The sequence below is a fragment of the Halopseudomonas sabulinigri genome, from assembly GCF_900105255.1.
GTDB classification, from domain to species: domain Bacteria; phylum Pseudomonadota; class Gammaproteobacteria; order Pseudomonadales; family Pseudomonadaceae; genus Halopseudomonas; species Halopseudomonas sabulinigri.
The window spans coordinates 1,765,875-1,788,764 of record NZ_LT629763.1 but is presented as its reverse complement, the minus strand read 5'-3'; the positions used below and the strand labels follow the sequence as shown (position 1 = coordinate 1,788,764).

Genomic DNA, 22,890 nt, shown 5'->3' with positions numbered 1-22,890 from the left:
GTCGTGAGTAAGTACAAGCGCTGGTTGAATACGCCAACGTCATTCAAAAGCCGCGGCTTGGCGTTGGTTGAGCTGATGATTGCTCTTGTATTGGGGTTGGTAATCATCGGCGCAGTAACTGGCATTATGCTTTCCAACACCCAAAGCTTTCGTACCAACCGCGGCCTATCTCAACTCCAAGATGGCGCCCGTGTTGGCTATGAGTTGCTTGCCCGCGACATTCGCCAGGCCGGAAATATGCCTTGTGGCAACGATATCCCGGTGGTCAATATCCTCAACCCAGCGCAAACAAACAACGTGCCTTGGTACTACGACTGGGATAACGCCTTTATTGGCTACGATGGGGATTCGGCTCTGGCAAATGTAGACAACCAAATAGCCGATACCGAGTCGCTGGTGATGCTGTCGGGTGATGCTGGCGGCGTTTACGTGGAAGACTACGACACCAGCAACAACTCCGCGAATTTCACAGTTGGTACCGCGTCGGGTAATGCTCACGGGCTGCTCAATGGCGAGGTTCTGATGGTATGTAACGAAAGCCAAGGTACCATTTTCCAGATGAGTAATGGGCAAGGCAACAACGCCGACAAGTTGGTTGTTAATACAGGCAACTCTCAGTCTCCGGGTAATTGTACCAAGGGGCTGGGTGAAATCATTCCCGGCAATAACGCCAACCAACCTTGCAACACAAATGGTAACCAAGGTCCTTATGGTCACAACTCGGTAATTGCCAAGTTGACTGCTACTGCGTGGTACATAGGTGATAACGGTAGGGCAGGTGAAGGGGGGCGGTCGCTTTACATGGCTCGCCTGAGTAACAACGCAGGGGCCGGTGATGTTCAGCAGATTGAGATTGCGGCGGGCGTAACCAGTATGGCATTGCGTTACCGGCTTGCCGACACCTCTGATTTTATTGACGCCAGCACTGTGGGTAATCGCTGGGCGGACGTCAATGCGGTTGAAGTGACGCTAACGCTGTTGACGCAGGATCAGAATATTTCAACCGATACCACTGTTGATGAGGGGCGCTTGGGCCGCGCTCTTACCAGTGTCGTTGCCATCAGGAATCGCTCCCTATGAATACTTCACACTTACGCTCACGTCAGTCCGGCGCGGCGCTGCTGGTAGCGCTGATAATGCTGCTGGTGGTTACGATGATCGGGTTGGCTTCCATCCGCAGTACCACGCTGAACGAAAAAATGAGCTCAAATATGTACGATCGCTCGCTCTCGTACCAGGGCGCAGAGGCAGCCCTCAGGGCGGGTGAAGCGGCCATAGAAGCTGATCAGACGTTGGGGCGGGACTGCACCAACGCGAATACAAACTGCCCTTCAATTCCGACAAATACTTTTACAAACAATACCGACGGTTGGGCGACGGTGGCAGCGGATTATCGTGTAAATAGCGCCAAGCTTGGGTCTACGCCGCAGTATTACATCGAGAAGATGGGCACTGTTGGCGGCACCGACGAGCTGGATATCGGCAGTAGTGCCAACTGTGCCAATTACGCCGGTTGCGACCAGTCTGCTCCCAATGCGGTGTTGTTCCGAATTACAGGTCGAAGCGGTGTTCCTGCCGGTGATGGGCGCTCGGTTGTAGCGCTGCAGATTACCGTGAAGCAGAACCTCTGATGCGGCATACAGGAGAACCTAAAATGAGAAACCTATTCAGAGTGTTTGCACGCTCCGGCACCTCCACTTTCATTGCTTCACTGCTGCTGGCCAGTGCCAGTGCGCATGCGGCGGTTGATATAGATCAACAACCTTTGCTGGTGGCCAAACCGGTTCCAGGTAATATGGCAATCATCGGCTCGTTCGAGTTTCCGACTATGGTCACTCGCGCATACAAGGCGGCATATTCAACTAGCGGTGAATATGTAGGCTACTTTGATAGCGCTAAATGTTATAAATATAATTACAATAATAACGAGGCTAATAGGTATTTTTATCCTGTTCGCATAGGAAGTAACTGTAATCAGGCTGATGAGTGGAGTGGTCACTACCTTAATTGGTCGACTATGCAGTCGATTGATATTTTTAGGCATATATTGACTGGCGGTTACCGTCAGGTTGACACGCCTACGATGACAGTTTTGGAGAAGGGCGTACAGACCGGGCAGGGGGGTAGTGCTAATAACTTCCCTGATGCAAATATTTCATCAAATGTTGCAAGGTCGACTCCCACCACATGGGGGGCGTTCAATACTAGAATTGGTATCGCCAACACCCGTATGGGAAACAAAATGCGCTTTTCCCGTACCGGCAATCTGAATAACACGCCTACTGCGTATAATCCAGCTGTCCACGGATATGGTGGCAGCAAAAGCTTTAGTGATGCAACTGTTTATGAGGTGTCTGTGCGCGTGCAGGTTTGTACGTCAGCACTGCCGGAGTTAAATTGTGTTGACTACGATCAAGGCAAAAAGCCGGAGGGTCTGATTCAAGCGAATTCGGACAATATGCGCTACAGCGCATTTGGCTATATAAACGATAACTCTGGTGGGACCAGTAACCGTAATAGCGAAGGCGGTATCATGCATGCCCGCATGAAGTATGTAGGGCCTTATGCTATTAACGACAATAATAATGAAGAAGCTAACGCTCACGCAGAGTGGAATGAAAATACAGGTGTGTTCATAAACAACCCGGATCCCACAGATGCATCGTCAACGCCTTATGGAAATACTCCCGTCGTCAATAGTGGTGTCATAAGCTATATTAATAAAAGCGGGCTTATAGTCCCCAATACGCTATTCAAGCGGTATGACAACGTCAGTGAGCTTTACTATACGGCTTATCGGTATATCAAGGGGCTCTCTAATCGTTCGGAATATATTAGCTTGAATGCGACTGGTGATAGTCTTGATCGACTGGTAGGCGGCCTGCCAATTATTGATTGGCAGGCTACTGAGGCGGATGATCCACTCCAGTTTAGCTGCCAAAAGAATTTTTTCCTGGGTATAGGTGATACCAATACGCACAATGACGATCGAGTACACAAAAGCGATGATCCCTTGGCGGAAACTGATTTTGATTTGCTGCGGGCGCAAATGAGCTCCCAGGAGGGCGGCATCAATGTTACGGGCGCCGGTACGGGGACAGATAGAATATCGGTGCTTGCTTATGATGCTAATACTTCGGATCTGCGTCCTAATATGGAAGGGAAGCAGTCAGTCTCTACATATTGGATTGATATTCTTGAGTCTGGTTTGAAAGGCAGGAGAAATAACCCTTATTGGTTGGCTGCAAAGTACGGTGGGCTCGAGGTACCTGAAGATTTCGATCCCTACGATATTCCCGCGAACATGCCTAACTCTTGGTGGCACACGACCGGAGAAACACTTTCAAACAATGATCTGCGACCTGATAATTTTTATGTCGTTGCGAGTGCGCAGGATATGGTTGATGGCCTGGTGCGCGCGTTTTCTGATATTCAGCAGGAGCAAACAGGTAACCGGTCATCGCTTGCCCTCAATTCAACTACCCTAGAAGCTGGGTCGGCCAGTTTTCAGGCGGTCTACACCAGCGGACAGTGGACTGGGGATTTGAACGCATTCACTATTGATTCAACTACTGGGTCTTTAAATCCTACGCCTGCTTGGACTGCATCGTCCAAACTGCCCGCGCCGGCGAATCGTGTGATTAAAACGTGGAATGGCAGCTCCTTTGCTAACTTTACTTACAATGGGCTGAACAGCACAGCTCTGCGTGATGCCTTAAAAAATAACAGCGGAGACTCACCGGCCGACATTATTCAGTATCTGCGCGGCGTACGAACGTTAGAGAATAACTCCACTGGCTTCCGTGTCCGCCAAGGCGTTCTAGGCGATATTGTTGATTCGCAGCCGGTCTATGTCGGCAAGCCGAGCTCAACGCTGTATGCCGGGCGCTCGTTCACCGGGGCCTCTTCATATACAAGCTGGGCAGCTGCTTTAAATCGGACCCCTGTAGTATATGTGGGTGGTAATGACGGCATGTTGCATGGGTTCAATGCGACTACGGGTGACACTTTAAGTGGGGTCGAAACCTTTGCTTATGTTCCCAAACGCGTCATTGAAAATGGCATGGGAGAGCTCGCTTCTCCGAGTTATGATCACCGTTACTTCGTTGACGGCGAATTGACGGTAGCCGACGCTTACGACGGCAGTAACTGGCGGACTGTTCTCGTTGGCACGCTTGGCTACGGCGGTGTCGCGAAAGACAGGTCTACTACCAGTAATGCCTTGTTTGCGCTTGACGTGACTGATCCTGCTAATGTCACTTTTCTTTGGGAGAAGAGCTCTACTGACATTCCCCAGTTGGGTAATAACATTGGCAAACCGGTTATTGCGCAGATAGCGAATGGTAACTGGTCTGTGATGATCGGCAATGGGCCTAACAGCAGTAGTGGTGTCGCTTCGCTAATTAGCATCAACGTCTTCACCGGGGCGGTGACTACCACTGCTATGTCTACGGCGGTTGATAACGGTTTGTCCGCCATTCGTGCCTGGGATCAGGATGGTGATGGCATCACCGATACTGCCTACGCCGGTGACTTGCAAGGTAACCTGTGGAAAGTGACGGGGCTGGCAAACACACCGCGTACGGTCACCCAGCTATTTCAAGCTACCGATCCAAGTGGTGTTGCTCAGCCCATTACCGCTACACCGCTTGCGGGTAGGTCGCCCTACAGCCAGGAGGTATGGCTTTTCTTCGGCACTGGACGTTACGTTAATACTGACGATCTGGCTGATATGCAGGTGCAAACCTGGTATGGATACACCGATAACGATAGCGGAACCACAGCGACTAGAAGCGATATGCTAGAGCGTGAAATTCTATTGGATGTTGCTGTTTCTTCTGAAGTTTCCGCTCGTGTCATTGAACAAGGCGCGCGTGAAGATCTGGTTGGAAAGCAAGGCTGGTTTATCGATCTCTACCAGGTTGCCAGTGATGGCTCAAAGTCCGCTCTCGGCGAGCGCATGATTACTCAAAACCAGTTTCAGGGTAGTGCGCTTATCGGTAACACTCGTATTCCTGACTCGAGTGATCCGTGCGCGCCAAGCGGTCGTGGGGTGATCATGTCAATCGATCCGTTCACTGGTGCTCGGCTCGCAGATACTTATTTTGACCTAAACGGTGACGGTGATTTCACCGATGCTGATAAAGTGCAGATAAACGGGGTTTGGACAGTTGTATCTGGTATTGGGCTTAACACGGGCTTCAGTAACCCCTCGTTCCTGGATAGCAAGATGTATATTCCTACGGATGACGGCGCCATACGAGATCTCGACATAAAGCCGTTTTCAGCAGGCGCCGGCAGGACCTCCTGGCGTGAATTGATAAACCTGGGGAATTGACATGATGTCTTGGAAAAAGATGGGCGCGGTTCGTCGCAGTGACTCGACTCAATCAGGTTTTACCCTGATTGAGGTGATGATTGTGGTCGTGGTAATTGGCATATTGGCCGCGATCGCGTTCCCGTCCTATACGGCTTACGTAACCCGCTCTTACCGGGACAGTGCCAAGGGCTGCCTTTCCGAGTATGTGCAGTTCATGGAGCGGTATTACAGCACTAATCTCACTTATCTAGGCGCTGCGCCGGTGCTTGGGTGTAGTACGGAAGCAGATATGGAGAATCGGTACGTGTTCACTGTGGATACGTTGGCGCAAAGCACCTACACAGCGAAAGCCACCGTTAGGGGGGTGCAGCAAAGCAATGACACCAAGTGCGGCAGTCTCAGCATCAACCACCTTGGCGTCAAAACAGCCAGTGATGCGTCGTGCTGGTAATCCTCCTTTGTTAGAGCGGCGTTCAGCGCCGCTCCAACAACACCCCGCTCTCCATATGATGGCTATACGGAAACTGATCGAATAGCGCGCAACGCGTTATTCGGTGGGTTTTGTTAAGCTCGTCCAGATTCTGCGCCAGGGTCTCCGGGTTGCAGGAAATGTACAGGATGCGATCGTAACCTTTGATCAGGTCAAGCGTTGCGGGGTCGAGGCCGGCCCGTGGGGGATCGACAAATACAGTGCCGAAGTTGAAGTTGCTCAGGTCAATGCCCTGCAGGCGGCGGAATTCGCGTACGCCGGTCAGTGCTTGAGTAACTTCTTCGCTTGCCAGTCTTACCAATGTGACATTCTCGACCTGGTTCATTTCCAGGTTGGCAACGGCAGAGCGGACTGAGCTTTTTGATAGCTCGGTTGCCATGACTTTGCGAAAGCGAGTGGACAGGGGCAGCGTGAAGTTGCCATTGCCGCAATACAGCTCCAGCAGGTCATCGGTGTTCTCGCCAGCAGCATTCAGCGCCCAGCCAAGCATGTGCTGGTTGACGCCGCCGTTAGGCTGGGTAAAGCCGCCCTCTATTTGCTGGTAGCGCCACGGTTTGCCGGCTACCTCCAGCTCCTCGACAACATAATCTCGCTCCAGCACGCGCTTGCGGCCTCGGCTGCGCCCAATCAGTTGGATGTTCAGCGCTTGTGCCAGCGACTTGGCAGGGGCATCCCAGTCATCGTCGAGCGGGCGGTGATAGCAGAGGGTGAGCAGTGCCTCGCCGGACAACGTTGTGAGAAACTCAACCTGGAAGAGTTTGCGTCCGAGTAGCGGGTCTGCCTTGCAGGCTTCCAGCAGCGGCGTCATCAAGTCGTTGATGCGTTTGCTGGCAATAGGAAGCTGGTCTATCAATACCGCCTTATGCTTATCGCCGCGCTCGAACATGGCGTAGTGCGGCTGTCCTTGTTCGTACCAGAGGCGAAACTCGGCGCGCAGGCGAAAGTGCTCCGGAGCCGATTCGAACACCTCAGGCTCTGGCGCAGAATAAGGTGCGAGCAGGGAACACAGGCGCTCACGTTTTTCCGCCAGCTGCGCGGCGTAGTTGGCAGGATCGAATGCAAGGCCCATTAGTTAAACAACGCCAGTTTGATGACAAAGAGACCAGCCAGAACGTAGAGGCTGGGGTTGAGGTCTTGCCAGCGGCCTGAGAGCAATTTGATTGCCGTCCAGACGATAAAGCCAGCTGCGATGCCGTTGGCAATCGAGAAGGTCAGCGGCATCATGATCGCCGTAATCACCACAGGGGCCGCTTCAGTAAGATCGTCCCAGTCCACTTGAACCAGGCCGCCGGTCATCAACACGGCAACAAACAAGAGCGCTGGTGCAGTAGCGAAGGCGGGTACGGCGCCGGCCAGTGGCGAAAAAAACAGGCTGAGCAGAAACAGTAAAGCGACCACGCAGGCGGTAAGCCCAGTACGACCGCCAGCCGCAGTGCCGGCAGCCGATTCGATGTAACTGGTGGTAGTAGAAGTGCCTAGCGCCGCGCCAGCCATGGTAGCGGTGCTGTCTGCCATCAGGGCGCGCCCCAGACGCGGCATTTTTCCGTCTGCATCGACCAGGTTGGCGCGTTGGGCGACCCCGATCAAGGTGCCTGAGGTGTCGAATAGATCGACAAACAGGAAGGCGAAGATGATGCTCAGCATGCCAACTTCCAGTGCGCCCTTGATGTCGAGTTGCATGAGTGTGGGTGCGAGGCTGGGTGGTGCCGAAACCACGCCGCTGGCCTGGCTCAGGCCGGTTATCAGGCTGATGGCCGTTATCAGCAGGATGCCGATCATTACGGCGCCGGTTACTTTACGGTAGGCCAGCGCGACTATTACCGCGAAGCCGGCGGCAGCCAGCAGGGCGCCGGGCTGGGTCAAATCGCCCATGGAGACCAGGGTAGCGGGATGGTCGACCACGATACCTGCGTTTTTCAGTGCAATCAGCGCCAGGAACAGGCCGATGCCGGCGGCAATCGCTGAGCGCAGGGCCATGGGTATGCTGTTGATGATCCACTCGCGAATACGAAAGATGCTTAGTAGAAAGAACATCAGGCCGGACAGGAAGACTGCGCCCAAGGCGACTTGCCAGCTATAGCCCATGGAGCCAACGACCGTGTAGGAGAAGAAGGCGTTGAGCCCCATGCCAGGAGCAAGGGCGATCGGGTAGTTCGCCCACAGGCCCATGATCAGTGAGCCTATGGCAGCGGCCAGGCAGGTGGCGACAAAGGCCGCGCCTGGGTCTATTCCGGCATCGGCCATCATCATCGGGTTGACGAAGATGATGTAGGCCATGGTCAGGAACGTTGTCAGCCCGGCCAGCAGCTCGGTGCGCACAGTGGTGCCGTGTTCGCGAAGTTTGAAGAGTTTTTCAAGCATGGTGGGTGCTTCCGGGATGTGGGCAGAAAGCCGGTCATTGTAGCGGATTCGCTCTCGTGGGTGAATTTTTGCCGGGCTTGTGTCAGGCTTGTCGGCCATTTTTCTGACTGGAGGCTCGCCATGAGCAACACTTTTGACAACGACGAACAGCGCGTCAGCTACGGCATTGGCCGCCAGATGGGCGAGCAATTGCTGGCCAGCAACATCCCTGACCTGACGTTGGACCTGGTTGCTGCAGGCCTGCGCGATGCCTATAGCCAACAGCCTAGCCAGGTTCCGGAAGCCGAACTGCAAGCTGCGTTTCAGCAGTTGCAGGAGAAAATGCGCGCTGTAGCGCAGGAGGCCGCCAAGGCTGCTGCGCAGGCGGGTGTGGATTTTCTGGCAGAAAATGGCAAGCGTGATGGCGTTGTGACGCTCGCTTCAGGTCTGCAGTATGAAGTGGTGACCGCGGGCACTGGTGCCACGCCAGACGCCAGCTCCACAGTGCAAACGCATTATGAAGGTACGCTGATTTCCGGTGAGGTCTTTGACAGCTCCTACAAGCGCGGCCAGCCAGCCGAGTTTCCGGTGGGTGGCGTGATCGCTGGTTGGACCGAAGCGCTGCAACTGATGCAGGAAGGTGCCAAGTGGCGTCTGTTTATTCCGTCTGAGCTGGCTTATGGCGAGCGCGGTGCGGGCAACAGCATTCCGCCGCACAGTGCGCTGGTTTTCGATATTGAGCTGTTGAAGGTGCTGTAAAAACCTTTCGTTGCAAAGGTTTTGCCGTGAAGGGCGAGTGCTAGCTCGCCCTTCGTTGGTTCGGTTGGTGCCTGTTGTTGAGATGGAGCTCGGCATCAGGTGCGAGCGCAGACGTTTCTTGGGTGCGATGATTCCTTTTGTGCCTTCGTAGTGAGCTTGATGGCAAAGGTTGTCGCGGTGGTAATGACGCTCATCGTGCCTGTGAGGCGGTAGCGCCATTCGAGTGATCTAGAATTTGCGATCCACTGCAAAGCGCGCCAACTGCTCCAGGGAGTCTCGGTATTCGGACGCGGGTAACACCTGCAGCAGCTGGACGGCTTCGTCGGCCTGCTCGCGGGCCAGGCCTGCGGTATAGTCCAGAGCGCCTGAGGCTGCAACTGCCTCGCGAATCGGCGCGATATCGTCCGTGCCGCCCTTCTGTATCGCCTGACGAACCAGTGCCGCCTGCTCTGCAGAGCCATGGCGCATGGTGTAGATCAGCGGCAGGGTGGGCTTGCCCTCGGCCAGATCGTCGCCCACATTCTTGCCCATTTCGGCAGCATCGCCGCTGTAGTCAAGCAGGTCGTCCATCAGCTGGAAAGCGATACCCAGGGCGTTGCCATACTGGCGCAGGGCTTCGGTCTGTTGCGCGTTTGCTTCTGCCAGAACGCCGGCGGTGTGGCACGCCGCTTCGAACAGCATGGCAGTCTTGCTGCGAATCACCTCCATGTAGGTGGCTTCGTCGGTGTTGGCGTCGCGCACCTTGGACAGCTGCAGTACCTCACCTTCGGCGATGACGTTGGTCGCGTTGGCGAGAATTCGCATGATCTGCATGTCGCCTAAGGCGACCATCATTTCAAAGGCGCGTGAGTACAGAAAGTCGCCGACCAGTACGCTGGGAGCGTTGCCCCAGAGTGCATTAGCAGTGGAGCGGCCTCGACGCAGGTCTGAGGTGTCGACTACGTCGTCGTGCAGCAGGGTGGCTGTGTGCAGAAACTCGATTATCGCGGCCAGGCTGTGCTGACGTGGGTCGGACAGTCCGCAGGCACGTGCGCCCAGCAGAACGACCAGGGGGCGCAGGCGTTTACCGCCGGCACTGATAATGTAGTGGCCGATCTTTTCTACCAGCGGGACTCGCGAATGCAGTTGCTCAAGGATGAGCTGATTCACCGCATCAAAATCATCGGATACCGGTGCGTAGAATGGCAGGGTGGTCATCGGTTGCAGACTTCCTGAAAAGGTTCCGCGGCATGCTAGGTTGCAGGCCATTTACTGTCAAGAAAAGCGCAGTCTATCAGGCTTGTACGGTGCTTGCGCAAAGCGGCGCGCTTGAGTACAATCCTCGCCCCTAAGATACAGCATCCCTGTTTTGACAATGGCAAGGTCGGGTCCGATAGGCGGAGCCACTTGCAGCCATGCCAGCCACTAATGATTCTAACCAAGCGCTGGGTGAGCAGGATTACGGAGAAAGCAACATGTACGCAGTCATTGTTACCGGCGGCAAGCAATACAAGGTCGCTGAAGGCGAGTTCCTGAAAGTAGAGAAGCTGGACGTTGAAACTGGCGCCAGCATCGAATTTGACAAGGTTCTGCTGGTTGCAGACGGTGATGACGTTAAAATCGGCGCTCCCGTTGTTGCAGGCGCTAAAGTGACTGCTGAGATCAGCGCTCACGGCCGCGGCGATAAGGTTCGCATCATCAAGTTCCGTCGTCGTAAGCACCACATGAAGCGTCAGGGCCACCGTCAGTGGTACACCGAAATCAAGATTACTGGCATCTCTGCCTAAGCTGATTCAGGAGATATAGACTCATGGCACACAAAAAAGCAGGCGGTTCCACGCGCAACGGTCGCGATTCAGAATCCAAACGCCTTGGTGTAAAAATGTACGGTGGCCAGGCCATCATTCCGGGTAACATCATTGTTCGTCAGCGTGGCACCGAGTTCCACCCTGGCAAGAACGTTGGCATGGGCAAGGATCACACCTTGTTCGCCAAAGCTGAAGGCGTGGTGAAATTCGAAGTTAAGGGCAAGTTCGGTCGTCGTTACGTTAATGTCGTAACTGCCTGATAGCTCTTTGCTGCTGAAAAGCCCCGTCTTGCGACGGGGCTTTTTTGTTTGTAGCGTACTCTTTCCATTAGCCCGTCCCGACAGGGAAGGGGAGATAGATGAAATTCGTTGATGAAGTGTCCATCACGGTCAAGGCCGGTGATGGTGGTAATGGCTGCATGAGTTTCCGCCGTGAAAAGTTCATCCCCAAGGGTGGGCCGGACGGTGGTGACGGCGGCGACGGTGGCTCCATTTTTCTGGAGGCGGATGCCAACTGGAATACCTTGGTAGATTACCGTTACACCCGCCGCTTTAATGCGCAGCGTGGCGAGAATGGGCGCGGCAGCGACTGCACCGGTGCCAAGGGTGAGGATATGGTGCTCCTGGTGCCGGTGGGCACTACCGTAATCGATGCGGGTACCCAGGAAATCATTGGCGATCTCACTGAGCCTGGCCAGCGTTTGCTGGTGGCGCAGGGCGGTTTCCACGGCTTGGGTAATACGCGCTTCAAGTCCAGTGTCAATCGCGCGCCACGGCAGACGTCCAATGGCTCGCTCGGTGAGTTGCGCGACCTGAAGATGGAATTGAAGGTGTTGGCCGATGTGGGGCTGTTGGGTCTGCCCAATGCCGGCAAGAGCACCTTCATTCGTTCGGTTTCCGCCGCCAAGCCGAAGGTGGCGGATTACCCATTCACGACCATGGTGCCCAATCTGGGTGTGGTTGATGTGGGTCAATTGCGTAGCTTTGTGATCGCCGACATTCCTGGTGTGATTGCCGGCGCTGCCGATGGTGCTGGGCTGGGCACGCGCTTTCTCAAGCACTTGTCGCGCACGCGGCTGTTGCTGCATCTGGTTGATATGGCGCCCTTGGATGAGTCTGACCCGGTGGAAGCGGTCGAGACCATTATTCATGAGTTGGGCAAATTCAGTCCGGCATTGACCATGCGCGAGCGCTGGTTGGTGCTGAACAAGTGCGACCAGTTGCTGGAGGATGAGCAGCAGGCCGTGCTGGATGATGTGGTTGAGCGTCTGGAGTGGGAGGGTCCGGTATTTGTTATTTCCGCCTCCGAGCGTCAGGGTACGGCAGAGCTGGCCAAAGCGGTAATGAATTGGCTGGACGAGCGTCAGCGTCAGATCGAGGATGATGAAGAGTACGCCGCCGAGGTGGCTGCGCTTGATCAGCAGATCGAGGACGAGGCGCGGGCGCATATTCAAGCGCTGGATGATCGTCGTGCGCTGCGTAAGCAGGGTATCGCTGTTGATGGCGAAGAGGACGACGATGATGACGAAGACGACGAAGATGGTCCGGAAATTTTCTACGTCCATTGAGTCGGTTGAGCGGTAAGCCCGGCGCGCGCAGCGCCGGGTCTGGCATGAACTTGGGCAATCTGTTGATGGAATCAGCATGCGCGAAAAGGTAAGCGGAGCCCGCCGTTGGGTGGTCAAGATTGGTAGTGCCCTGTTGACGGGCGATGGTCGCGGGCTCGATCGCGCGGCGATGGCAGTGTGGGTCGAGCAATTGGCCGCGCTGCGTGCCAGCGGTGCCGAGCTGGTGCTGGTGTCGTCCGGTGCTGTTGCTGCCGGCATGAGTCGGCTTGGCTGGACCGAGCGACCGAAAACCACCCACGATATGCAGGCCGCCGCTGCTATTGGTCAGATGGGGCTGGTGCAGGCGTGGGAGTCGAGCTTTCAGCAACATGGCCTGTCTACCGCGCAGGTGTTGCTCACCCATGACGATCTGTCTGATCGCAAGCGCTACCTGAATGCGCGCAGTACATTGCGGGCGCTGCTGGATCTCAATGTGATCCCGGTGATCAATGAAAACGACACCGTGGTGACTGACGAAATTCGCTTTGGTGATAACGATACCCTGGGGGCTCTGGTAACCAATCTGGTTGAGGCTGATCTGTTGGTGATTCTCACCGACAAGGATGGCCTGTATACCGCTGATCCCCGCCACAATCCGCAGGCCGAGCTGATTTCCGACGCTATGGCGGATGACCCCAAGCTGGATGCTATGGCTGGCGGCAGTGCTGGTGCTCTGGGGCGCGGCGGTATGCAGACCAAGTTGCGTGCGGCGCGACTGGCTGCGCGCTCCGGTGCGGCGACGGTGATCGTAGGTGGGCGCATAGAGCGTGTGGTTGCTCGTCTGCATCAGGGTGAGGCGTTGGGTACTTTGCTGTTGCCTGAGCGCGGGATGTTGGCGGCGCGCAAACAGTGGCTGGCTGGTCATCTGCAAACGCGCGGGCGCTTGTTGCTCGATGAAGGGGCCGTAAAGGCGCTTACCACGGGTAAGCACAGTCTGTTGCCGGTCGGTGTTTCGGCAATAGAGGGCGGTTTCCGGCGTGGCGAAATGGTGGTTTGCGTGGCGCCGGACGGGCGGGAGGTTGCTCGCGGCCTGGTTAATTACGGTGCGCAGGATGCGGCACGTATTCTGGGTAAGTCCACCGAGTCGATTGCGCGCATTCTCGGCTATATCGATGACCCTGAGTTGATACACAAGGATAACTTGGTGCTGATCTGAAGTGTGTGCGCCGCGTTTGGTGGTTTTTGTGGGGTGAGATGCGGCTCGACCTTCCTGGTTGATGCTCAGGCAGCTTTGTTTGCAGGTAAGGGGTGGTTGCATCTCGTCCAGCGGCGTTGCGTTTGATGTGCATGGTCGAGATGGTGCTCGACCTACCCGAGTAAACAGCCAGGTCAGGTGTTTTCTGGAGAGCTGTTAGGGGGGGGTGTTGGGGTTTGGCTCGGCGAATGAGCTTGAGGGTATATATTCAAGGCAATAAAAAAACCGGCTCATGGCCGGTTTTTTTATTGCAGCAAGAATCGCAGATCAGGCGGCTTCAGCCATTGCCTTGATGTGTGCGTTCAGGCGGCTCTTGTGGCGAGCGGCCTTGTTCTTGGCAATGATGCCCTTGTCGGCCATACGGTCGATGACCGGAACGGCTGCAGTATAGGCAGTTTTGGCTTGCTCGAGGTCTTTGGCGTCGATCGCTTTGACAACGTTCTTGATGTAAGTGCGGACCATGGAGCGCAGGCTTGCATTGTGATTGCGGCGCTTCTCGGCCTGCTTGGCGCGTTTCTTGGCTTGAGGTGAGTTGGCCACCGTCGTGCTCCTCAGAAAATCTGGATGAATTAGGTACAAATAAGGCCGCGTACTATGCAGCCGAGACAGGTTAATGTCAAGAGGGCTGAGGAAATCCGACGGGCGGCGCTGTCACTTTGAGATGCAGCGCTGCCGGCGGTCTGTCGCGGTGCGCGGAGTATACAGAGAAAGCCGCCTGCACGCTTCTATTTAGTTGCGCTCTTGTATGCTGCGCACCTGACAAGGCGACGTGCGGGACGCTATGATGGCGGCTTTTGCCGGCGCCCAAATCCATGTCCCAGACTCCGCCCTCCGATAGCACGCCAACCAAGGCGCCCAGCCTGCTCCGTTCGGGGATGGTGGTGAGCATCATGACCTTGTTGTCGCGGGTTCTGGGCATGGTACGCGATGTGGTGGTGGCGGCGTATTTTGGTTCGCAGTCAGAGGCCGACGCCTTTTTCATTGCCTTCAAGATCCCCAATTTCCTGCGCCGGTTATTTGCCGAAGGCGCCTTCGCCCAGGCCTTCGTGCCGGTGCTGTCTGAATATCGCTCAAAACGCGCGCTGGCGGATGTAAAGCAGTTGGTCGATCGGGTGACGGGTACGCTAGGCCTCACGCTGGCGGGTATTACCGCTCTGGGTGTCGCCGGTGCGCCAGTGTTGATCATGCTGTTTGCGCCGGGCTTTCACGATGACGAGGCCAAGCTCGGCCTCGCTACCGATATGCTGCGCATCACCTTCCCCTATCTGTTTCTCATCTCGCTGACTGCGCTCTGTGGTTCGATTCTGAACAGTTACGGGCGTTTTGCGGTGCCAGCGTTCACCCCGGTGCTGTTGAATGTCTGCATGATCGGCGCCACCGTGTGCCTCACCCCCTATTTCGCGCAACCCATCATGGCGCTGGCCTGGGGCGTATTTATCGCCGGCGTTGCACAGTTGCTGTTTCAGTTGCCGTTTCTGGCGCAGATCAAGCTGCTGCCAGTGCCTCGACCCGATCGCAAGGATCCTGGGGTCAAGCGCATCATGACGCTGATGATTCCGGCCCTGTTTGGAGTCTCGGTGAGTCAGATCAATCTGCTGCTGGATACCGTGCTGGCGTCTTTCCTGCAAACCGGCAGTATCTCCTGGCTTTACTACGCCGACCGTTTGTCCGAGCTGCCGCTTGGCGCCTTCGGTATTGCCATCGGCACCGTGATTCTGCCGGCGCTGTCGCGGCAGCACTCGGCGGATGACCCACGTGCCTTCGCCCGTACCTTGGATTGGGCGGTGCGTATGGTGCTGCTGGTGGGCGTGCCCGCGGCCATCGCTTTGCTGTTGCTGGCTGAACCGATGATTGCGGCGCTATTTCACTACGGCGCAATGACCGATCAGGATGTGGTGCAGGCGGCTGCAGCGCTGCGTGCCTATTCCGTGGGGGTGATGACCTTCATGCTGATCAAGGTGTTGGCGCCTGGTTACTTTGCGCGGCAGGACACCAAGACCCCGGTCAAAATCGCCATTATCTGCATGATCGCCAACATGGGCATGAATCTGCTCCTTATCTGGCCGCTGGCCCACGTGGGGTTGGCGCTGGCCACCTCGCTGTCGGCGTTGCTCAATGCCGGTCTGCTCTGGTGGGGCTTGCGTAAGGCCGGTGTCTTTCAGGCGCAGCCTGGTTGGCTGCTGTTTGCGCTGCGCCTGCTCGCGGCCTGTGTGGCCATGTCGCTGGCGCTGTTGTGGCTGGCGCCGCCGACGCAGGACTGGCTGGCTTGGGGCTGGCAGCGCAAGGCATGGGAGATGACGCAGTTGGTGGCGGCAGGTATGGGGGCTTATCTGCTCGTGTTGCTGGCAGGCGGGCTGCGCCTGCGTGATCTGCGCCACGCCTAGCGGGTCGGGCGACGGCGGGCATGACGCTGGTAGCAGCAAACCTGTATACTCCAGCGTTTCGACTGATCCACCATTAACGAGCATTATGGAACTGGTCCGCGGTCTACATAACCTGCGGCCCCGGCACCGGGGCTGTGTCGCAACAATTGGCAACTTCGACGGCGTGCACGCCGGCCACCAGGCGATTCTGGCCCGGCTGCGTGCGCATTCCGAGCGATTGGGCTTGCCGGGTTGTGTGGTGATCTTCGAGCCGCAACCCCGCGAATACTTTGCCCCCGATGCGGCGCCGCCCAGGCTCACCCGTCTGCGCGAAAAACTCGCGCTGTTGCAGGCCCAAGGCGTTGACCGGGTGCTGTGCCTGGCCTTCAATCGCCGCCTGCGCGAGCTCAGCGCGGAGCAGTTCGTGCAACAGGTGTTGATCGATGGCTTGGGCGTCAAGCATCTGGAGGTGGGCGACGACTTCCGGTTTGGATGTGACCGCTCGGGTGACTTTGCCTTCTTGCAGAGCAGCGGTGTGAGTCATGGCTTTACGGTCGAGGCGGCCAATACGGTGGCCGAGAGCGGCGAGCGTATCAGCAGTACGCGCTTGCGCCAGGTACTGGCCGAGGGTGACTTTGCCCTCGCCGAGCGGTTGCTGGGTCGCCCGTTCAGTATCAGTGGCCGGGTGTTGCACGGCCAGCAACTGGGTCGCACCATCGGCGCGCCGACCGCCAATGTGCAGCTCAAGCGCGTCAACCCACCCCTGCACGGTGTGTATCGGGTGAGCGTGATGCTGGATGGCGAGCTGCGCAAGGGCGTTGCCAATATCGGCAAGCGGCCGACGGTCGCGGGCGATGGCAGCGCCCACCTTGAGGTCCATCTGTTTGATTTTGCCGGTGACCTGTACGGTCGTCGGCTCGACGTCGTGTTTCATGAAAAACTGCGGGACGAGCAACGCTTCGACTCGCTGGATGCATTGCAGGCGGCAATCAAGGCTGATTTTGCCGCGGCCAGGGCCCAATGGGGCCTGTGAACTTAAAAGAGCCTGAACCGAAATGACCGATTACAAAGCGACACTGAACCTGCCTGCCACGGACTTTCCGATGAAAGCCGGGCTGCCGAACCGCGAGCCGGAAACCCTCAAGCGTCTTGATGGTTTGTACCAGCGCATTCGCGAGGTTAGCCAGGGCCGCCCGCAGTTCATTCTGCACGATGGCCCGCCCTACGCTAACGGCGTCATTCACATCGGTCATGCGTTGAACAAGATCATCAAGGATATGATCACGCGCTCCAAAACCCTGTCGGGTTTTGATGCGCCTTATGTACCTGGCTGGGACTGTCACGGCCTGCCTATCGAGCACAAGGTTGAAACTACCCACGGCAAGCATCTGCCGGCCGACAAGGTGCGTGAGCTTAGCCGCGCCTACGCCGCCGAGCAGGTCGCCCTGCAGAAGGCAGATTTTATCCGCCTGGGTGTGTTGGGCGATTGGGATAACCCCTACCTGACGATGAACTTTGCCAACGAAGCCGGTGAGATCCGCGCACTCGGCAAAATGGTCGAGCAGGGTGTGGTGTTCAAGGGCCTAAAGCCGGTCAACTGGTGTTTCGATTGTGGTTCGGCACTGGCCGAGGCTGAAGTCGAGTATCAGGACAAGAAGTCCGATGCCATCGATGTCGCCTTCCTTGTAGAGGACGCTGACAAACTGGCAACTGCTTTCGGTCTGGGCGCGCTGCCCAAGCCAGCCGCTATCGTGATCTGGACCACCACGCCCTGGACCATTCCCGCCAACCAGGCGCTGAATGTGCATCCGGAATTCAATTACGCGCTGGTCGATACCGGCGAGCGCCTGTTGCTGCTGGCTGAAGACCTGGTGGCTGACTGTCTGGCGCGTTACGGCCTGGAAGGCGAGGTGATTGCCACTGCACCCGGCGCCGCACTGGAGCTGATCAACTTCCGTCATCCGCTGTACGAGCGCCTGTCGCCGGTTTACCTGGCGGAGTATGTCGAGCTGGACGCGGGTACCGGCGTGGTGCACTCCGCGCCCGCTTACGGTGAGGATGACTTCCGTACCTGCAAGCAATACGGCATGACCAACGACGATATTTTCAGTCCGGTGCAGAGCAACGGTGTGTATGTCAGCGATTTGCCGTTCTTCGGCGGTCAGTTTATCTGGAAGGCCAATCCAGCCATCGTGACCAAGCTGGAGGAAGTGGGTGCCTTGCTCAAGCATCAGAGCATTCAGCACAGTTACATGCACTGCTGGCGCCACAAGACGCCGCTGATTTACCGTGCCACCGCGCAGTGGTTCGTCGGCATGGACGTCCCGGTCAAGGGCGGTGAAACCCTGCGAGAACGCGCACTCAATGCCATCGAGCAGACTGAGTTCGTGCCGGCCTGGGGCAAGCAGCGCTTGCACAACATGATTGCCGGTCGCCCGGACTGGTGTATCTCGCGGCAGCGTAATTGGGGCGTGCCGATTCCCTTCTTCCTGCACAAGGAAAGTGGCGAGCTGCATCCACGCACGTTGGAATTGATCGAGCAGGTTGCTGAGCGCGTGGAGCAGGGCGGCATTGATGCCTGGTTCGACATGGACGCCAGCGAACTGCTGGGCGACGAAGCCGGTCAATACGACAAGATTACCGATACCTTGGATGTCTGGTTCGACTCCGGCACCACGCATTGGCACGTCATGCGTGGCTCGCACCCCATGGGGCATGCGGCGGGTGCGTTGGCCGATCTGTATCTGGAAGGGTCTGACCAACATCGGGGCTGGTTCCACTCGTCGCTGCTGACCGGGAGCGCTATCGATGGTCATGCACCTTATCGAGGTCTGCTGACGCACGGCTTCACGGTCGACGAGAACGGCCGCAAAATGTCCAAATCACTGGGTAATACCATCGCGCCGCAGAAGGTCAATGACACCTTGGGCGCCGACATTCTGCGTTTGTGGGTCTCCTCCACCGATTACTCCGGTGAGATGGCCGTCTCCGATCAGATTCTGCAGCGCAGTGCCGACGCCTACCGCCGTATTCGCAATACCGCGCGCTTCCTGCTCTCTAACCTGAACGGCTTTGACCCCAAGGTCGATGCCTTGCCGGCGGAGCAGATGCTGGACTTGGATCGCTGGGCAGTTGACCGCGCCCGTTTGCTGCAGGCGGAAATTGTCGAGGCCTATGACACCTACAAATTCTGGAACGTTTATCAGAAAGTGCACAACTTCTGCGTTCAGGAACTGGGTGGCTTCTATCTGGATATCATCAAGGATCGCCAGTACACCACCCAGGCCAACAGCGTAGCGCGCCGCTCTTGCCAGACTGCGCTTTATCACATCGCTGAAGCCTTGGTGCGCTGGATAGCACCGGTGTTGTCCTTCACCTCCGAAGAGCTTTGGCAGCACCTGCCAGGCGAACGCAATGAGTCGGTCATGCTCAACACCTGGTACGAGGGGCTTGCTGAACTGCCATCGGATCAGGCACTGGGGCGCGTGTTTTGGGACACCGTCATGGGCGTCAAGGAAGCCGTCAACAAGGAGCTGGAGAACCTGCGTAACGCGAAGGCGATCCGCGGTAATCTGGAGGCCGAGGTCACCCTGTTCGTAGAGCCGGCACTCGACGAGGCGTTGAGCAAGCTGGGCGACGAGCTGCGGTTTGTGCTTATCACCTCGCAGGCAGCGCTGGCTCCGTTGGCGGACGCCCCCGACGAGGCTGTGGCTACCGAAGTGCCGGGTCTGAAGCTGCGTATTCTCAAGTCGGCGGAAGCCAAGTGCGCGCGTTGCTGGCATTTCCGTGCCGACGTGGGCAGTCACGCCGCGCACCCCGACATTTGCGGGCGCTGTGTGGATAACATCGAGGGCGCTGGTGAGGTGCGTCATCATGCCTGAGGCCAAGGGGAGTCTGGCCTGGCTATGGCTTTCGGTACTGGTGATCGCGCTGGATCAACTGAGCAAGTGGATTGCGGTCTCCAACCTAGAGATGTACCACCAGGTGCCAGTAATCGAAGGGCTGTTCAGCTTTACCCTGGCGTACAACACCGGTGCGGCGTTCAGTTTTTTGGCGGATGCTGCAGGCTGGCAGCGTTGGTTGTTCGCCGCCATTGCCGTGGTAGTCAGCGTGGTGCTCTGCATCTGGCTGTCGCGGCTGGATCGCAGCAAGCGTATGGAAGCCATCGCGTTGGCGCTGATTCTGGGCGGCGCGCTGGGCAACCTTTATGACCGTGTGGTGCTGGGGCACGTAGTCGATTTTATTCTGGTGCACTGGCAGCAGCGCTGGTTCTTCCCAGCCTTCAATATCGCCGACAGTGCCATTACCGTCGGTGCTGGCTTGCTGATTGTGGATATGTTTGTCGGTAAAAAGCAGGCTGAGAGCTAGAAGCTGGTAGATGCGGGCAGGACGCTTTTTCCGCGAGGCGCATGAACTGTATAGCCGCACACTGGTTTGGTTTGTTCCCGGGAAGGTCGAGCTCCATCTCGACCAGCGGCAAAAGCCGCACCACCGCGAGCCGGGATGGAACCCGGCTGTCCCTGGAAGCGGCTCCGCTGCACAGCGCTTCCCCGACGGATGTATTACCTAAATCAAATTCGAGATACCAAAATGACAGACCTGCGCATCAACCACGACACCCAGGTGACCCTGCACTTCACGCTGAAATTGCCCAACGGTGATGTGGTCGACACCACGCTGGATAAACAACCGGCGACCTTCAAGGTGGGTGATGGCAGTTTGCTGCCTGGCTTCGAGCAAGCGCTGTTCGGTCTGCAAGCGGGAGATAGGCGTAGCTTTGCGATCGAACCGGAGCGCGGCTTTGGGCCGGGTAATCCGCAGAATGTACAGAGCATAGCGCGGGATCAGTTCGACGAGATGGAGCTGGAAGAAGGCCTGCTGGTGATTTTTCAGGACGCTGCCGGCGGTGAGCTGCCGGGTGTGGTGAAAACTATCCACGAGAAGGTGGTAGAGGTTGACTTCAATCACCCCTTGGCAGGTAAGGTCATCACCTTTGACGTCGAAATTGTCGCGGTGGCGCCGGCCTGACCGGCTTATCGGTCAGTCATCGCAATCAGCGCAATGATGCTGGATAATTCGCCCATCAACAGACTAATGCCCCGAGGTGCTCATGCAGATCAAACTGGCTAATCCGCGCGGCTTCTGTGCAGGCGTTGATCGCGCCATCGAGATCGTCAATCGGGCACTGGAAGTCTTTGGCCCGCCTATTTACGTGCGTCATGAAGTGGTCCACAACAAGTTTGTGGTGGAAGACTTGCGTAGCCGCGGTGCGGTCTTTGTGGAAGAAATTGACCAGGTGCCGGATGACGTCATTGTTATCTTCAGTGCCCATGGCGTTTCGCAAGCCGTGCGGCAGCAGGCGGCCGATCGCGGTCTCAAGGTGTTTGATGCGACCTGTCCGTTGGTCACCAAGGTGCACATGGAGGTTACTCGTTACAGCCGAGATGGTCGGGAGTGTGTGCTGATCGGCCACGCTGGCCACCCGGAAGTGGAGGGCACCATGGGGCAGTATGATGCCAGCCAGGGCGGCGCAATCTATCTGGTGGAGGAACAAGCAGACGTTGCGCAGTTACAGGTTCGCGATCCGGAGCGCCTGGCCTTTGTTACCCAGACTACGCTATCGATGGACGACACCGCCCGTGTTATCGATGCCCTGCGCGCGCGCTTCCCGGCGATTGACGGTCCGCGCAAGGACGACATCTGCTACGCCACTCAAAATCGGCAGGATGCGGTCAAGCAGCTGGCCAGTGAGTGTGACCTGGTGCTGGTTGTCGGCAGCCCCAACAGCTCGAATTCCAACCGTTTGCGCGAGCTGTCTGAGCGCATGGGTACGCCGGCGTATCTGATCGATGGGGCAGATGAAATCAAACCGGAATGGCTCGCCTCGGTAGCCAGTATTGGTGTCACCGCAGGGGCATCAGCGCCGGATGTGCTGGTGCGTCAGGTGATTCAGCATCTACATGCGCAGGGCGCTACCGGCGCAGAAGAGCTGGCCGGGCAGGAAGAGAACATCGTTTTCAGCATGCCCAAGGAATTGCGCGTGGTAGAGGTTCAGTAGTATTGCAATGGCCAGCGTTCAATTGTCGCTGGGCCAGAACGCGTTTATACCTGCTACCCCCTGCGCGCCAATGTCGAAAGCCCGCGCAGAGTGCGATGGTTGTAGCCCTCCGAGTAGATAGACCGGCAGGTTGCCCTCGGTTATCAGTTGCTCAGCCTGTTCCCATCCCAGGGGGTTGGCGTCGGGGTGGCTGGCGGTGGTTTGCACGGGTGACAGGGTTACAAAGTCTACGCCCAGTGCGATCGCCATCGAGAGCTCTTCTGCGTTGTGGCAGGAAGCTGCCAGCAGGCCGCTGAAAGGCTTTTGGGCTTTCTGTCCGTCTGCCTGCTGCTGCCAAAGCCGCCTTAACTGGGCACTGTTAAGATGCCAGCCGCAATCTGTCACGCGCGGCTGCACATCGCCTTTCAACAGCCACTTGAAGTCGTCGCCGTAGCGCTGCGTCACGCGCTGTGCGAGCGCGTCGTAGGCTTCTGGCTGCAATTGAGTCTGGCGTAACTGAATCAGTGGGACGCCTTCGCCTCTGACCTGGTCCAGGCCGCGAAAAAGCGTTTGTTCGTCGCAGTCGGGCGTGATCAGGTAGCGTTCCGGCAGCTGCGCGGCGGTAAGGATGGGCCTATTGGCTGCGGGAAATTCAAACTGGTTGAGCTCGGCGCTTTGTACCCACCGTATTGGCTGACCCTCCGCACCGTGGGCGATACCGCTGAACCTGTCGACCAGCCACACGTCCAGACGGATTGACTTGTCGGGGTAGTCATGCCGGATATCGATTAGCGGTCTGGCCTGAATCACCTCAATGCCAAGCTCTTCCTGTAGCTCTCTGCGCAGCGCCGCAAAGCGGGACTCGTCTGGTTCCAACTTTCCGCCAGGAAACTCCCACAGGCCGCCCTGATGTGAGCTGTCAGGCCGTTTGGCAATGAGTATCTGACCGTCCAAGTTCTTGATGACGGCCGCCATCACGTGGATGCGGCGCAT

20 protein-coding genes are annotated in these 22,890 nt (G+C 57.1%); 15 read left to right on the top strand and 5 right to left on the bottom strand.

Going from position 1 to position 22,890, the window contains the following annotated elements:
- Positions 1–3: 3 nt before the first annotated feature.
- The 4 genes from BLU26_RS07990 to BLU26_RS07975 are packed head-to-tail and all read left to right on the top strand — an operon-like array spanning position 4 to position 5,771.
- Positions 4–1,080 carry a PilW family protein gene (locus tag BLU26_RS07990; RefSeq protein WP_092285512.1) on the top strand — a complete coding sequence of 359 codons (1,077 nt, stop codon included), beginning with the start codon at positions 4–6 and terminating at the stop codon, positions 1,078–1,080.
- Positions 1,077–1,631 (top strand): pilus assembly PilX family protein, encoded by a 555-nt coding sequence (locus tag BLU26_RS07985; RefSeq protein WP_092285510.1) that lies wholly within the window; start codon positions 1,077–1,079, stop codon positions 1,629–1,631. The genes BLU26_RS07990 and BLU26_RS07985 overlap by 4 nt, the downstream gene beginning before the upstream one ends.
- A 23-nt stretch (positions 1,632–1,654) precedes the next feature.
- A complete protein-coding gene (locus tag BLU26_RS07980; protein WP_157719334.1) occupies positions 1,655–5,338 on the top strand; it encodes a pilus assembly protein in 3,684 nt (1,227 codons plus the stop codon).
- A 1-nt stretch (position 5,339) separates the two neighbouring features.
- Complete coding sequence (locus BLU26_RS07975; RefSeq protein WP_269433970.1) at positions 5,340–5,771, top strand: type IV pilin protein; 432 nt, start codon at positions 5,340–5,342, stop codon at positions 5,769–5,771.
- Between the two features lie 22 nt (positions 5,772–5,793).
- Here BLU26_RS07975 and trmA read toward each other — a convergent pair whose 3' ends face one another.
- Together trmA and BLU26_RS07965 are read right to left on the bottom strand one after the other, a co-directional pair.
- Positions 5,794–6,879, bottom strand: a complete 1,086-nt coding sequence (trmA, locus tag BLU26_RS07970) for a tRNA (uridine(54)-C5)-methyltransferase TrmA (RefSeq protein WP_092285506.1) — start codon at positions 6,877–6,879, stop codon at positions 5,794–5,796.
- Entirely contained in the window at positions 6,879–8,171 is a 1,293-nt protein-coding gene (locus BLU26_RS07965) for an NCS2 family permease (RefSeq protein ID WP_092285504.1), read from the bottom strand. Before BLU26_RS07965 ends, trmA begins: the two co-directional genes overlap by 1 nt.
- A gap of 120 nt (positions 8,172–8,291) precedes the next feature.
- Between BLU26_RS07965 and BLU26_RS07960 the strand changes: the two genes are divergently transcribed.
- Positions 8,292–8,909, top strand: a complete 618-nt coding sequence (locus BLU26_RS07960) for an FKBP-type peptidyl-prolyl cis-trans isomerase (RefSeq protein ID WP_092285502.1) — start codon at positions 8,292–8,294, stop codon at positions 8,907–8,909.
- A gap of 228 nt (positions 8,910–9,137) precedes the next feature.
- On the opposite strand, the gene BLU26_RS07955 is transcribed toward BLU26_RS07960, so the two are convergent.
- Positions 9,138–10,106, bottom strand: coding sequence for a polyprenyl synthetase family protein (locus BLU26_RS07955; RefSeq protein WP_092285500.1), 969 nt, complete (start codon positions 10,104–10,106; stop codon positions 9,138–9,140).
- 257 nt (positions 10,107–10,363) lie between these two features.
- On the opposite strand from BLU26_RS07955, the gene rplU reads away from it, so the two are divergent.
- From rplU to proB, 4 genes are all read left to right on the top strand, one after another.
- On the top strand, positions 10,364–10,675 hold the full coding sequence (gene rplU / locus BLU26_RS07950; protein ID WP_092288409.1) for a 50S ribosomal protein L21: 312 nt from the start codon (positions 10,364–10,366) through the stop codon (positions 10,673–10,675).
- 23 nt (positions 10,676–10,698) lie between these two features.
- Entirely contained in the window at positions 10,699–10,956 is a 258-nt protein-coding gene (rpmA, locus tag BLU26_RS07945; protein WP_092285498.1) for a 50S ribosomal protein L27, read from the top strand.
- A 98-nt stretch (positions 10,957–11,054) separates the two neighbouring features.
- Positions 11,055–12,263 (top strand): Obg family GTPase CgtA, encoded by a 1,209-nt coding sequence (cgtA, locus tag BLU26_RS07940; protein WP_092285496.1) that lies wholly within the window; start codon positions 11,055–11,057, stop codon positions 12,261–12,263.
- A 76-nt stretch (positions 12,264–12,339) separates the two neighbouring features.
- Complete coding sequence (gene proB, locus BLU26_RS07935) at positions 12,340–13,458, top strand: glutamate 5-kinase (protein ID WP_092285494.1); 1,119 nt, start codon at positions 12,340–12,342, stop codon at positions 13,456–13,458.
- Positions 13,459–13,764: 306 nt separating this feature from the next.
- On the opposite strand, the gene rpsT is transcribed toward proB, so the two are convergent.
- A complete protein-coding gene (gene rpsT / locus BLU26_RS07930) occupies positions 13,765–14,037 on the bottom strand; it encodes a 30S ribosomal protein S20 (RefSeq protein WP_092285492.1) in 273 nt (90 codons plus the stop codon).
- Positions 14,038–14,309: 272 nt separating this feature from the next.
- Between rpsT and murJ the strand changes: the two genes are divergently transcribed.
- The 6 genes from murJ (at position 14,310) to ispH (ending at position 21,918) form a co-directional block, all read left to right on the top strand.
- Positions 14,310–15,881, top strand: coding sequence for a murein biosynthesis integral membrane protein MurJ (gene murJ / locus BLU26_RS07925; protein WP_092285491.1), 1,572 nt, complete (start codon positions 14,310–14,312; stop codon positions 15,879–15,881).
- An 85-nt stretch (positions 15,882–15,966) separates the two neighbouring features.
- Positions 15,967–16,893, top strand: a complete 927-nt coding sequence (ribF, locus tag BLU26_RS07920) for a bifunctional riboflavin kinase/FAD synthetase (protein WP_092285489.1) — start codon at positions 15,967–15,969, stop codon at positions 16,891–16,893.
- Positions 16,894–16,915: 22 nt separating this feature from the next.
- Positions 16,916–19,741 carry an isoleucine--tRNA ligase gene (gene ileS, locus BLU26_RS07915; protein ID WP_092285487.1) on the top strand — a complete coding sequence of 942 codons (2,826 nt, stop codon included), beginning with the start codon at positions 16,916–16,918 and terminating at the stop codon, positions 19,739–19,741.
- Positions 19,734–20,228: a signal peptidase II gene (lspA, locus tag BLU26_RS07910; RefSeq protein ID WP_092285485.1), complete on the top strand. Its 495-nt coding sequence runs from the start codon at positions 19,734–19,736 to the stop codon at positions 20,226–20,228. Before ileS ends, lspA begins: the two co-directional genes overlap by 8 nt.
- A 222-nt stretch (positions 20,229–20,450) precedes the next feature.
- Positions 20,451–20,888, top strand: coding sequence for an FKBP-type peptidyl-prolyl cis-trans isomerase (fkpB, locus tag BLU26_RS07905; RefSeq protein ID WP_092288408.1), 438 nt, complete (start codon positions 20,451–20,453; stop codon positions 20,886–20,888).
- 82 nt (positions 20,889–20,970) lie between these two features.
- Positions 20,971–21,918: a 4-hydroxy-3-methylbut-2-enyl diphosphate reductase gene (gene ispH / locus BLU26_RS07900; protein WP_092288407.1), complete on the top strand. Its 948-nt coding sequence runs from the start codon at positions 20,971–20,973 to the stop codon at positions 21,916–21,918.
- Positions 21,919–21,936: 18 nt separating this feature from the next.
- Here the strand turns inward: ispH and BLU26_RS07895 are convergent, their stop codons facing one another.
- Positions 21,937–22,890: a Nudix family hydrolase gene (locus tag BLU26_RS07895; RefSeq protein ID WP_092285483.1), complete on the bottom strand. Its 954-nt coding sequence runs from the start codon at positions 22,888–22,890 to the stop codon at positions 21,937–21,939.